Here is a 12,447-nt window from a genome sequence, read left to right on the forward strand (position 1 = left end):
AGGAGGCTTCAGCCGCCGAAGCGGTGCGGCGGCAGGCCGGGGGCGGGTAACCCGCTCACTTCGAACAGCGCCCCGTCCTGCGGGCGGTCGCCCGAGAGGTTGGTGCTCTTCGAGATCGAGGTGATGAAGGCCCTTTCGAACCCGGCCCCTCCGAAGCACAGGCTGGTCGGGTGCGTCGCAGGCAGTTCGACGACGCGCTCCACGCGGCCATCGGGCGCAAAGCGCGCCATCCTGCCGGCGCGTGGCAGCACGCTCCACACGAAGCCTTCGGCGTCCACGGTCGCGCCGTCGGGACCGGAGCCGAAGCTGTCGGTCTGCGCGAAGGCGCGCTTGTTGGCGAGCGGCCCGTGCGGTGAATAGTCGTAGGCCCAGATCGTGCGCAGCGGGCTGTCGGCCACGTAGAAGGTTCGGCCGTCCGGGCTGAAGCAGGGGCCATTGGTCAGCGCGAAGCCGTCCGCGAGCAACTCGACGTCGCCACCGGGCCGCAGCCGGTACAGTCCACCGCCGATGGGCTCGCCGGGCTGGCGATGCACGTGCAGCGTGCCCGCCACGAAGTTGCCCCACGGGTCGCACTTGCCGTCGTTGAGGCGCACGTCCGGGTGGTCGGTGCCGATCTGTGCGATGGTCTCCAGCGTGCGCGTGCTCAGGTCGTAGTGCGCAAAGCCGTGCTTCAGCGCCACGAGCACCGCGCCGCTTTCGCACAACGCAATCGAGCCGACGGGCGCGGGGAGGCTGTGCCGCTCCGATTTCCCGCTGCCGGGCCAGTGGCGGTGCAGCGTGCCCGCGAGCGAATCGATCCAGCAGACGGCGCCCGAGCGCGCATCCCAGCAGGGGCTTTCGCCCAGCAGGTCCCGGGTCGTGCCGAGTTCCCGAACAGTGCATGCATCCATGGGACCGCAGTGTGGCAATGCAGGGCGCAGGGCCGGCGGCGCATCGTGCAAAGCTGCTTTGCGCGCCATGCTCTCCCATGGCGCCCGCACGCTCCTAGAGTGCGGCCGATGAACGAACCCACCGCTCCACCGCCCCTGCAGGGCATTCGCGTCGTCGAGCTCGGCAACTACATCGCGGGCCCCGGCACGGCGATGTCGCTGGGCGACCTCGGCGCCGAGATGCTGAAGATCGAATCGATGGAAGGCGACATGGCGCGCCACACCGGGCACTTCGGCCACGCGATGCTGCGCGCCTACAACCGCAGCAAGAAGTCGATTGCGCTCGACCTGCGCCAGCCCCGCGGGCTGGAGGTGGCGCACCGCCTGATCGCCGGTGCCGACGTGGTGGTGCAGAACCTGCGCCCCGGAGCCGCCGACGCGCTGGGCCTGGGCGCCGAGGCACTGCGCGCGGCGCACCCGGGCCTTGTGCACGTCTCGATCAGCGGCTTCCCGGCCGATGCGCCTTCGCGCGACCGGCCGGGCTACGACATCGCGGCGCAGGCCGAAAGCGGCCTCATGTCCGTGACCGGCGAGCCGCAGGGCCTGCCGCAGAAGGTGGGCGCCACCATCATCGACACGGCCAGCGTGCAGGTGGCGACGCAGGCCATCCTGGCCGCGCTGTTCCGCCGCGAGCGCACCGGCCGCGGCGAGACCATCCGCGTGTCGCTGCTGGAGGTCGCGCTGAACCTGCAGCTGGCCAACTGGAGCGACTACATGGTGCGCGGCGTGGAGCCCATGCGCAGCGGCGACGGCCAGCCGCTGAGCGCGCCGGCGGCCGACATCTTCCGCACGCGCGACGGCATGGTGGTGATCTCGGCCTACGTGCAGGCGCACTGGGTGCGGCTGTGCGAGACCATCGGCTGCCCCGAGCTGGCGACGGAGGCGCGCTTTCTCACCAACGAGTTGCGCGTGGCCAACCGGCCAGCCATGAAGGCGGCCGTGAGCGAGCGGCTCGCGCACTACGGTACCGGCGAGTGCGTCGAACTGCTCACGCGCAACAACATCGTGGTGGGCGTGGTGCGCAGCTATGCCGATGCGCTCGCGGGAGCGGACTTCCGCGCCAGCCGCATGGTCATCGAGGCCGCGCCCAACGGCGGCGAGCCGGGCTACGCCAGCTTCGGCCTGCCCTACGAGCTGTGCGACACGCCGCGCCGCCAGACCCAGGCCGCGCCGGCACTCGGTGCGCACACCGAGGAACTGCTGCGCGAGGCGGGCTATGGCGCCGCCGAGATCGAGGCACTGCGCGAAGCCGGCGTCGTCAAGGGGGCGAACCCGCCCGTGCCGGTGCGCAACCTACAAAGCAGCTTTTCACACCCTGCAGCACCTTGACCCGGCCCCGTCGATAGACTGCCTCGACGGGACTGGCAGCAGCCACTTACCCCTTAAAAGAGATCGGAGACAACGTGATTCATCGAAAACTCATCGCCCCGCTGTTGCTCGGGCTGGCCGTGGTTTCAGGCGCGGCGCAGGCGCAGCAACCCATCCGCTTGGTCGTGCCCTTCGCGGCCGGCGGCGGCACCGACCAGTACGTGCGCCTGCTGGCTTCCGAGCTCACGAAGAAGGGCACGCAGGTCATCGTGGAGAACAAGCCCGGCGCCAGCGGCATCATCGCCGCCGACTACGTGGCCCGCTCGCGCCCCGACGGGCTCACGGTGCTGGTCTCGTCGCTCGGCACGCTGGCCAACAACACCGTGCTGTACGACAAGCTGCCCTACGACCCGAAGAAAGACTTCGCACCCGTCTCGCAGATCGGCTACCAGCCCGCGATCATCGTCGGCCGCATCGACCTGCCCTACAAGAACATCAAGGAGATGGTCGCCTACGCCAAGGCCCACCCCGGCAAGATCAACCGCGGCTCGCCGGGCGAGGCCATCCTGACCAACCTTGCGCCGCTGAGCTTCGAGCGCAACAACGGCTTCAGCACGACGCACGTGCCCTTCAACGGCGACGCACCGGCCGTGCAGGCGCTGCTGAGCAACACCATCGACATCCACGGCACCTCGCTCACCGGTTCGCTGTCGCTGATCCAGGCCGGCAAGCTGCGTGTGCTGGGCGTGATGGACAGCCAGCGCCTGCCGCAGGTGCCCGACGCCCAGACCTTCAAGGAGCAGGGCTACGACTTCGAGGCCGTGCTGTGGTATTCGCTCTCGGTGCCGTCCGGCACGCCGGGTGACTCGATCCGCCGCCTGAACAAGGCCGTGAACGAGGTGATCGCACAGCCCGACTTCGTCACCCGCGCGCGCGCCATGGGCATGGAGCCGCGCGGCGGCACGCCTGAAGAGCTGGCGAAGTTCGTGCAGACCGAGTTCGAGCGCTGGGTGCCGATGCTCAAGAGCCTGAACCTGCCGAAGCAGTCGCACTGAGCGGAGCGCGGCGCGCGCCGTGGGTCGTCAGGCAGACGGCCTGGCCAGCGTCGCCAACTTCTTTCTGGCCGCCTGCAAGAGGCCGCCTCGTTCGACGGGCAGCGCTGCCTTGGTGTCCCCCAGCGCGACGATCTCATGCACGGTGGCTGCCGAGATCCTGGAAGACAACGGATCGCGCGGTGACATGTCGTTGAACCTCCCGAGCGGGATGACGTGCACCTTGAGGTGCCGGCCCATTGTTTTCGACAGCTTCTGGCAAGCCGCTGCCATCGCGGCTTCGTCCGGGACCAGTTGGCCGTGCACGACGAGCAGTTCCACGGTGCCCTGTGCGTCTTCTCCCAGCACGAACGCGCGCACGACCGAGTCCTTGAACCTGGACCGCAGCATGGAGCGGATCGGCTCTGCCGCGGCGAACGATCTCAGCGCGATGCTCCGGAGTTCGTCGTGGAAGACGAAGGAGCGATCGACCTGGACCGTCTCGGCCTGGTCTGCCTTCGCCGCCTGCCGCTTCGCGATGCCGCTGCGAACGAGATGGTCCACGGTGAGGGCCGTTTCGGCCTCGGCCAGTTTCGAGCGACGTGCAAGCTCGCTCGTCGGGAACTGTTGATCGGGGGCCGCGTACAGCACCGTGAGGAGTTTCTGCACTTCGGGGGAGAAAAGGAAATCCGCGGCGCTCATCCTTGCCTTGCTGCTGATACGAAGGGCGCCATTATCCGGATGGGTCGGGGGCGCCGAGCGAGCCGTCAGTCAAGGCGCATGGCGGCGCCCGTGCACCGGCAGGCTCACTTCCATGCCTGTGCTTTCCTGCTGTTCATGCAGCCACTGCACGACGCGTTCGGCGCGCCTGACGCCGATGCCTCGCACCGGGTACCACCAGGTCATGCCCGCATCGTTGATGCGCCGCACGAGTTGCCTCAGCGTGCCGAAGCCCGCCTGTGAAAGTCTTTCGGACAGCAGCGGTTCGAACCAGGCTGCAACGCTGTCGTGGGCTTGCGGCGCATTTCGGCGCGCTTGCGGTGTGTCCATGGGGTCTTCTTCTTCCTGCGCAACGTGTACCGGCCCCCTGCGCGCATGCGGACCCGTGTGTCGCGGCGAGCGCACTGGCCGGGGTGGATCGGATGGGCTTCCGCTGTACTTTGCACGGGGCGTGCCAACTGCCAGGGCGTTGATCCGCAAGGGATTTCTGAATGGCCGGCTGGGTGATGCAAGTCATTCAGACAAATTGCGTGTCCATTTCCTGGACACGTGTCTGGTAGACGATCAGGGTTTACGGGCATGAGCCCGCTGCGGGGGAGCAGCAGGCCCGGCGCGCAGGCGTTCTACGAGTATTCCGGCAAAACCGAGCGGCGCGAGATGCGCGCCGGGCCGCCTCGGGGATCTTTCTCAGCGTCGCCCCAGGCCGGATGGGGCTCGCCCTCCCTCAACGATCGACCTCACGGAACCAGTAAGTTCTTTTTCTCGTGGCCTTGAGGGGAATGACCGGTTTTTGGGCGCCGAGACCCGATTTCCCATCCGCCCCGGAACCACCACCGCCGCCGATCAGGAAAGGCAACTGCCGATTCGTGCCGCCGACGTTGACCGTGACGATGCCGAACACCGGCGAAGGCGCCAGCCCGCCGCCGTCGAGCAGTCTGGCAGTCGTGCTGCCCGTCAGAAAATTGACACCGTAGCTGCGCGCAGAGCCCAGGTTGGCCTGGCAACTGGTGGTGCTCGGGACGATGGGCTGGTTGGTGCCGAAATAGACGGTGCCGCCAACGGTCGTCGGCGCATTCACGCCCTTCTCGCCCGCGCCGCTCAAGGTCACGTAGAACCCGCTCAACGTGCCGTCGTAAGGAGCGGAAGCGGTGGCGTGGAACAACGCAGTGGGCGCCGCGTCCGCTGTGCTGCTGGTGTCGTCGCGCACGGGCGTCCAGCTGGACGCATTTCCTCCCACGTTGGAGTCCTTGATCATGTAGAAGCGGTTCACGATGCTGGTGGCCTTCTGGGTCAGCAACGGGTGCTCCCGGTCGCCGGTGATGTCCAGCACCACGTCGTAGTTCTTCGTCAGCACCACGTCGGGCGGGAAGAAGAACTTCCGCTTGGTCGTACCGGTTCCACCGAGCGCGGCAAACTGCGTAGCCTGCCAGGTGCTCAGGTCGCCGCTGCCGGTCGGCTGGAGATCCACGCGCCAGATGTTGCCACCGGTGTCGGCGGCATAGAGCCGATCGATGTAGCCGTCGAAGTCGCGGTCCACCAGCGTGATGTCGGCCGGAATCGCGTAGGTCATGCCCGCCAGCTTGCAGGGATTGCCGGTGCAGGTCGTGCCGCTGCCGCCTGGCCCGGCCTGCCAGAGCAGGGTGCCGGTGACCGCGTCGACGATGAAGATCCCGCGGCCCATGGTGTCGGCCACGGGCGGTTCGGCGTCTTCATTCGGGTCGTAGCCAGCGCCGAAAATAAGCACCGGGTTCGTGCGGCCCTTGATCATCGCCACCTTCGGCTGCGACCAGGTCTGTCCGAGTTCTCCGAAGCCCGAGTCGGCGTTGGTGCGCTTCCACATGAACTTCGGGTTGGTCGGATCGCTCACGTCCAGCGCATAAAGCAGCCGCCCCCCACGGCGTGCCGACAGGAAGAGGTAGGCCTTGCCCGTGACGCTGTTCTGGTAGACGCCCGGCGCGCCATCGAAGAAATAGGTCTTCGGGGTGCCGGTGGAGGAGTTGCCCAGCTTCAGCGCCGGGCTGTTCTGGTAGAGCCGCTGGAGGCCGGAGTAGAACTCCGAGGGCACGAAACTCCACAGCTCACCCCCCGGGGGCACGCTCGCCGTGGCGCCGGTGGCGTCCTTCACGGTGATTGCGCACGTCGACGACACCGTGCAGCTGCCCTTGGGCTTGCTGGAGTCGGTGGGATTGTTCGGCTGGTTGCCATTGACGGCACGGAACAGGCCGTCGTTGGCGCCGTAGAACACCACCACGCCGGTCGTTCCACCGTAGTTGATCACTGCTGGCCGCGAGTGCAGCACGTCGCCATGAACCGAGCCACGGATCGTGATGCTGGCGTCCGGCGGGCTGCTGGCTTCCCGGCCTGCGACGGCGTCACCCGCCGCGTAGGTGTCGTCGCCACGTGCCCAGTTGATCAGGTTGACCGCCGTCACCGAACTGGAAGCCGGGATACCCAGCGCTGTAGACGTCAGATCCTGGTTGCTGGCCTTGAAGGGCATCGTGCTCAAAGCCGTATTGGTTGTACAGCCGGTGCCGACGCAGGTGTACACATTGCGTGCCGTCGTCGCGGTCGCGGTTGCGGCCGTGCTCGACGGATAGCTGTCCGTCAGGTACTTGAGCCGGATCTGCTGCCCGACCCCGCCCTTTTCGACGACCTGCCCGTCCCCCCAGTCGTAGCCGTCCTTGGCACCTTGCGCCTTGAAGGCGTTGAGCCAGAAGCCACCCTTGGAGTCGGGCAAGGAACCGATGTCCTTGGAGGTCCAGAAGCTGACCGCAGTTGGCGAGATGAACCCGGTGCCCGCCGCGCTCAGCGCCCGGTTGGCATTGGTCCCGGCGGAATAGGTGCCCCACGAAGCATCGGCGAGAAACAGCTGCGGCGCGGTCGGATCTGTGGTGTCCACGCCGAACTGGTACTGCTTGAGATTGCCCATCCAGCGAGGACTGTCGCTGCCGTCGGGGCGGAACATGCCCATGTAGATCTGGTTGACGTAGGTGCCCTGCGTGTTGGCGCTCACCGGCAGCACCGGCGCCGCGAACACGCTGTTGACGGCCTGCACTTCGGTGAAGACCTGCCCGATGGCGGCGGCCAGTGCTGCGACGTCGCCAAGTTTCACCACGAAATACTTGCCGCCACCCTGGTTGGCCATGCTGACCATGAGCTGCTCGTAGTCCGGGTTGGTGCCGTCGCTCAGGATGATGGTGTAGGTGGTGATGGCCGGATACGGCGTCGTCAGGTTGGGAGAAGTCCCCGTGTACATGAAATTCGCCCACTCGTCGGCGTAATCGCTCTGGTACTTGCCCGTGGCCGTGGCGTAGGGCGCGATCGGCGACTTCCAGTTCGGCAGCGCCGCCTGGGCGGGAAGCGCAGTCAGGGCTGCAGCCGTCTGCAAGGCCGATCCACCCACGGTGCCGCTGTCCTGCGGTTTCTGATTGTTGGTAGCGAGCGTGATGTAGAGAACGAAATTCGTGGCGCAAGCCTGGTTCGTCAGTCCTCGGTAGGCCGCGCCGGACAGGCCCTTCTTGCCCTGGTAGAAGGCCCAGGCTTCCTGCATGGTCTGGGCAATCTGGTTGTTGTTGCTCTTGTCGCTGTTGAGGCTCAGTGACTTGACCCGCGTGAGCATCTGGTCGACACCCTTGCCGTCGGTACCGTTGCCGTCCATCAACTTTAGCGAGCTCGGCGCCGGCGATGCCGCGGGCAGGACGAATGTGCCGCCATTGGTTCCGCCGGTAGGAAAGTACATCAGGCCCAGGCTGATGTTGCCGTTCAGGGCAGCGTCCGTGGCGACGGACTTGACGGCGCTGTACAGCCCGCACTGCTCGAACCCCAGGTTCTTCGCTGGATCGTTCACGGCCAACTCGGAACAGGTGAAGCTCGAACTCGCACTCGCCGCAGCCGAGTTGTCGAGGATGATCAGCATGTTGGGGGCAGCGCCGGTGGTCGTGCCCTGGTAGATGTCTATGTCGTCGGCCCGTGCTCCCGCGCTTGCCAGTGCAAGCAGCGCCAGGGCGCCCAGTTGCCAGAAATTCGAGGGCTTCTTCATGTCCGACTCCCGTTTGATCAGCATGCCGCACCCACGGTGACGCGCACCGCAATACCCTGGTGGGTCGGGGCGCTCGGCACGCCGCCGGCCCCCGGCGTGGCGGTCGCATTGACGTCCCAGTTCGAGTTCGAGCACAGCGAATTGCCGCCGCCGCTGCCGCCCGCAATGCCGGTGTTCTGCGAGGCACCGCTTACATAGCAGGGCTGGTCGCTGGCCTGGCTGGCATCCAGTTCGCTGAGCTTGATGGGCTTGATGCCGGTACAAACGGGCGCGGCCACGGCAACGGTGTAGGAGGAGCCGGTCTGGCCGCTTTTGTTGATGTCCACCGTGGTGGTGCTGGCCACCGGCATCGCGGTGAAGTCGGTGCTGATCGTTTTTTCAATCTCCTGCATCGCGGCCGCATTGGCCTCCTTCTCGGTCTGCATATTGCCGACCAGCTTCGTGTTGACGTTGGTGACCTTGACGGCCGAGACGACCATGAGCGTCAGCACCACCAGGAAGATCATGGAGACCAGCAAGGTTGCCCCCGATTGGCCCTGGCGAGGGCAGGCATTCTTCGAACGATTCATGGCACTTCTCTCTGGCCCGAGCTGTTGTAGAGGCGGGCAACCGTGCCGTACACGTGCCGCTTGATGTGGTCGTTGAACGGGCCAGCCGTCGGTGTCGCCAGGCCCATGTCGTAGGTTCTGGCGTCGGTCCAGCCGCCGCTGGCTTCGGTGTTGCGCGCCAGCACGTGAATGCGGATTGCCATCACGTTGGCCCAGTTCGCCGTGGCCGCGGTCCAGTCGTAGGCAGGCGTCGTTTGCGGGCATACGGCCACGGCGACTTCCGCTGCGGGGGGACTGTTCGGGTCGCTGATGTAGCAGTCGGGCGAACCATTGGCATCCATGTCGACGCCATAGTCGAACTGCAAGTTCTCGATGCCTTCCACCAGCGGTGTGATGGTCATCGCGCCGTTGAGGTATTCGGCCATCTTCAGCGTGGGCGTGGTATCGGTGCCGCACACGTTGCAGGTGCTCACGAAGTACACGTGCTGCACGATCTTGCGCAGCGGCGCGAGCTTGGTCGCAAGGCAGTCCTTGCCCATCAGCGTGAAGCTCGCCGCCGAAGAGCCGGCCGCTGCCACGAAGGGCAGCAAGTCGTTCGCGCAAGTGGAAATCTGCAGATAGCGCTCGCCGCTGGCCGCCGACGCTACGTTCACCGCGCTCGTACTGACGCGCGTGACGACCAGCATGGCGGTGCCGGACATGACGTGGTCCAGGCAACTCGGCACGCTGCCCGGCGCGTAGACCGGCAAGGGAACGCTCGAGGTACCCGGACTCGTCGTTGACGCATAGCCGAGATCGGCAATGCTCGCGGGGCAGGCCGCGGGCGTGGCGGTGGAGAAAGCCGTGCTCGAAGACGCACCGACAAAGCCGGCGAGTTGCAGGTCTTCAGTCAGTATCTGCAATGCATAGCGCCCGTTGTCGATCTGGCGCGACGACTTGTCGAGCTCGGAGCGCGAACTCACGGTGGACACCAGCAGGCTGCTGAGCCCAATCAGGAGGAACAGGCCGAGGGTGATGGCCACCATCAACTCGACCAGCGTGAAGCCGCGGCCGGTCTGCCGGCAACGGGACATGGTTCGCGTGCTCACGACAATGCTCCGATCCGGACCTTGGTAGTGACGACCCGGTGCAGTTTTTCGTCGCTGTAGGCGCCACTGCCGCAGGGAAATGCGGTAGTGCCATCTGCCAGAGTCGGTGCGGCCGTCTTGACGAGCCCTTGCCATGACACGGCGATCATGTAGATGTTGCTGGCAGGGTCGTCGAGGGTCACGCAGCCGATCGCACCGACCATCGCACCGAGCTTGGAGCCCGCCTGGATCTCGGACTGCCCCTTGAGCATGTTGTCCCAGGCGGTGAGATCGGCCCGAGCCCGCGCCTGCTGCTGCGCGTTGCCTGCGGCGCAGCTCGCGACCCCGGTGTTCCCGGTGCCGGTGCCCAGTTGCACGCCGGTCGCCCCATTCGAATAGCACGCCGCAACCTTCCGGTTCGCATTGAGGCGATCCGACATGTCCTGCACGAGCTGCAAGGCCTGGATCCGCTGGTAGGACTCCATTTCCGCCATGCTCGACCGACTGCTTACCCCCACCAGGCCGAGCAACCCGAACAACAGGATGACGAGCGAGACCAGCACTTCGATCAGCGCGATCCCTTGCTGGGGGGCGGCCACCTGAAGCAGGCGACAGGAAATGGTACGGTGGGTACGGTGCGACATCTAGCATGCTCCCGTGCTGCTGCTCGGCACACCGCTCAGGCCGATGGAGACACAGCGGGAACTCACGCCGTTCAACGCAGGCGACGGTGCGATGGTGAATTTCGTGCTCGTCGTCACGGTACGGCCATCCTTGCCGTAGGTGACGGCGCCCAGGCCCGCAGAATCGGTGATCGAGAGGTTCTTGTAGGCCTCCTGGTTGTGGAACGTCAGGGTGCCGTCACTTACCGTCCAGCCGCCGTCCCAGGCGGTCCCGATCTTCTGCAGGGACACGTTTGCATTGCGGGACACGGCCTGGCTCCGGGCGAGTGTGATGGCAGCCATCAGGTCGAAGGAGACGTTGCGTACGCGCTGGGTGGCAATGAATGCGCTGAAGGAAGGCAACGCAATGCCGGCCAGGATCGCCATGACCGTGATGGTGGTGACCAGTTCGATCAGCGTGAAACCCCGCGCGGGGAACTTTGGACGGCGGCCTACCAGCATCCCGCCACTCCGCCGGAGCCTGACGCGGTTTTCGTGCCCGCCTCGTCGATGGTCAGCGTCCCGCAGGCGGTGTCCCGCGCAAGCTGGCTGCCGATCGGCGTGGCCGTGATCGTGAAGCCCGGCAGCGTCGTTCCGGTCTTGAGGGGCGTCGTGACCGTGTAGTTGGACGACACGTGGGAGGGGACGCTCGAATTCAGCGTTGCGAGATTGGCGGCATAAGTCCGTGCGTCCAGCAGATAGCGCTGTTGCAGGCTGCTGAGTTCAAGCATGTAACCCTGGGCCGCCGACCGGTTGGAGCGGACGATGTAGTTGGTGTACGAGGGATAGGCGATGGCCGCAAGGATGGCAACGATCGCCACCGTGATCATCAGTTCGATCAACGTGAAGCCGCGCACCCTCGCCGCCCCGTACTGAGGCTCGGACACACTGGAACGCATCGATACCATCGTCGATTTTCTTAAAAACTGATACATAAGACTGCATTCATTCGCCAGCCGATCTCTAACTGGCTTTGGAATCAGGCTCGGGAGTCATTTGAATGTGACTATATGTGAATAGTGTGAAAAAGTCACATAAATTCACATTGGTTTCCGCAAGCGCGACGCCCCCAACTGCCCGTGGAACAAACCGGTCGACCCAAAGACATGCAAACCGTTGATCAGCCAAGCCTGCGGAAGCTGGCGTTGCGAGAGCCTCGGCGTCGAGACGAGTCGGACTCGCGGACTTCCAGGCACCGTGACTATTCGCATGTGGTCGCGACAAGCGAATCGATCAGCGCCCTCGATGCGGACGACAGCCGCCGATGCGGTGCATAGATTACCGAAAACGGCCGCGAGCGACCACGCGCCGGTGCCAGGACCTCGACGGCTCGTCCCTGCGCAATGAGATCCTGCGCGATGAAGTCATAGGTCTGGCATATGCCAAGGCCGCTTTGAGCGAGCGTGACCACGCCCAGCACATCGTCTGATACCTGCAAGCCGCCTTGCGGCACCCAATCGATGTCGCGTCCATCCGCCCGCAGGATCCACGGCGACACCCGCCCGGTGCTGGGCATCACGAAAGCCAGGCAGCTATGCCGCGCCAAGTCGCCGATGCCTGCCGGCGCCCCGGCGCGGGCGATATAGCTCGGTGCGGCGATCAGGCACATGGCTGCGTCCTCGAGCTTGCGCGCGACCAGTCCGCTGTCCGGCAGGCTGCCCATCCGGATGGCCAGGTCGTAGCCCTCTGCCACGAGGTCCACGTTGCGGTTGGTGATGTTCAACTCGATGCGCACCTGCGGATGCTGTGCCGAGAAGTGCTGCAGCAACGCAGGCAATCGATGATGGGCATAGGTGGTGGGGGCGCTCAACCGTACGCTGCCCTTCAACTCATCGCCCTGTCCCTGCACCGTGCGCTCGGCCTCGTCGATCAGCGCGAAGGCCGCGCGCGAGTGCTCCAGGTACAGCCGCCCCTGCTCGGTCAGGCTCAGGCGCCGGGTGGTTCGCCGCAGCAATTGCACGCCCAAGCGCGCCTCGAGGCGCGTGATCGCCCGGCTGAGCACTGATGGCGTCGTGGCCAGCGCAACCGCGGCCGTCGTCATCGATCCCTTCTCGACCACCGTGACGAAGGCCTCCACATCACCGAGGTGATCGAATCTGCGACTCATTTGGTCCTTTCAAGAATAAATATTTTCCTCGAAGGC

Annotated in this window: 12 protein-coding genes; 2 read left to right on the plus strand and 10 right to left on the minus strand. The window is 65.7% G+C overall.

All coding sequences use genetic code 11. From position 1 onward, the window contains the following. Window positions 1-8 precede the first annotated feature (8 nt). Window positions 9-890 carry an SMP-30/gluconolactonase/LRE family protein gene (locus ACEN9N_RS16295; protein WP_495654003.1) on the minus strand — a complete coding sequence of 294 codons (882 nt, stop codon included), beginning with the start codon at window positions 888-890 and terminating at the stop codon, window positions 9-11. 108 nt (window positions 891-998) lie between these two features. On the opposite strand from ACEN9N_RS16295, the gene ACEN9N_RS16300 reads away from it, so the two are divergent. Next, window positions 999-2,258: a CaiB/BaiF CoA transferase family protein gene (locus ACEN9N_RS16300; protein ID WP_495654004.1), complete on the plus strand. Its 1,260-nt coding sequence runs from the start codon at window positions 999-1,001 to the stop codon at window positions 2,256-2,258. Between the two features lie 74 nt (window positions 2,259-2,332). Then, entirely contained in the window at window positions 2,333-3,292 is a 960-nt protein-coding gene (locus tag ACEN9N_RS16305; protein ID WP_413313754.1) for a Bug family tripartite tricarboxylate transporter substrate binding protein, read from the plus strand. 27 nt (window positions 3,293-3,319) lie between these two features. On the opposite strand, the gene ACEN9N_RS16310 is transcribed toward ACEN9N_RS16305, so the two are convergent. The 9 genes from ACEN9N_RS16310 to ACEN9N_RS16350 form a co-directional block, all read right to left on the minus strand. Beyond that, entirely contained in the window at window positions 3,320-3,970 is a 651-nt protein-coding gene (locus tag ACEN9N_RS16310; RefSeq protein ID WP_007839036.1) for a hypothetical protein, read from the minus strand. A 69-nt stretch (window positions 3,971-4,039) separates the two neighbouring features. Further along, window positions 4,040-4,318, minus strand: coding sequence for a phage integrase family protein (locus ACEN9N_RS16315; RefSeq protein ID WP_495654005.1), 279 nt, complete (start codon window positions 4,316-4,318; stop codon window positions 4,040-4,042). Window positions 4,319-4,712: 394 nt separating this feature from the next. After that, window positions 4,713-8,027, minus strand: coding sequence for a pilus assembly protein (locus tag ACEN9N_RS16320; RefSeq protein WP_495654006.1), 3,315 nt, complete (start codon window positions 8,025-8,027; stop codon window positions 4,713-4,715). A 17-nt stretch (window positions 8,028-8,044) separates the two neighbouring features. After that, complete coding sequence (locus tag ACEN9N_RS16325; protein WP_495654007.1) at window positions 8,045-8,596, minus strand: pilus assembly PilX family protein; 552 nt, start codon at window positions 8,594-8,596, stop codon at window positions 8,045-8,047. Continuing rightward, window positions 8,593-9,663, minus strand: a complete 1,071-nt coding sequence (locus ACEN9N_RS16330; protein WP_495654008.1) for a PilW family protein — start codon at window positions 9,661-9,663, stop codon at window positions 8,593-8,595. Before ACEN9N_RS16330 ends, ACEN9N_RS16325 begins: the two co-directional genes overlap by 4 nt. Beyond that, a complete protein-coding gene (gene pilV / locus ACEN9N_RS16335) occupies window positions 9,660-10,286 on the minus strand; it encodes a type IV pilus modification protein PilV (RefSeq protein WP_413313750.1) in 627 nt (208 codons plus the stop codon). The genes ACEN9N_RS16330 and pilV overlap by 4 nt, the downstream gene beginning before the upstream one ends. Further along, entirely contained in the window at window positions 10,287-10,766 is a 480-nt protein-coding gene (locus ACEN9N_RS16340) for a GspH/FimT family pseudopilin (RefSeq protein ID WP_413313749.1), read from the minus strand. After that, window positions 10,757-11,203 carry a type IV pilin protein gene (locus ACEN9N_RS16345; RefSeq protein ID WP_413313771.1) on the minus strand — a complete coding sequence of 149 codons (447 nt, stop codon included), beginning with the start codon at window positions 11,201-11,203 and terminating at the stop codon, window positions 10,757-10,759. The genes ACEN9N_RS16340 and ACEN9N_RS16345 overlap by 10 nt, the downstream gene beginning before the upstream one ends. 302 nt (window positions 11,204-11,505) lie before the next feature. Next, the gene (locus tag ACEN9N_RS16350; protein WP_495654009.1) at window positions 11,506-12,411 is read right to left on the minus strand and encodes a substrate binding domain-containing protein; all 906 of its coding nucleotides are present in this window, start codon (window positions 12,409-12,411) and stop codon (window positions 11,506-11,508) included. Between the last annotated feature and the right edge of the window lie 36 nt (window positions 12,412-12,447).

This window comes from Variovorax sp. Varisp46, from assembly GCF_059491885.1.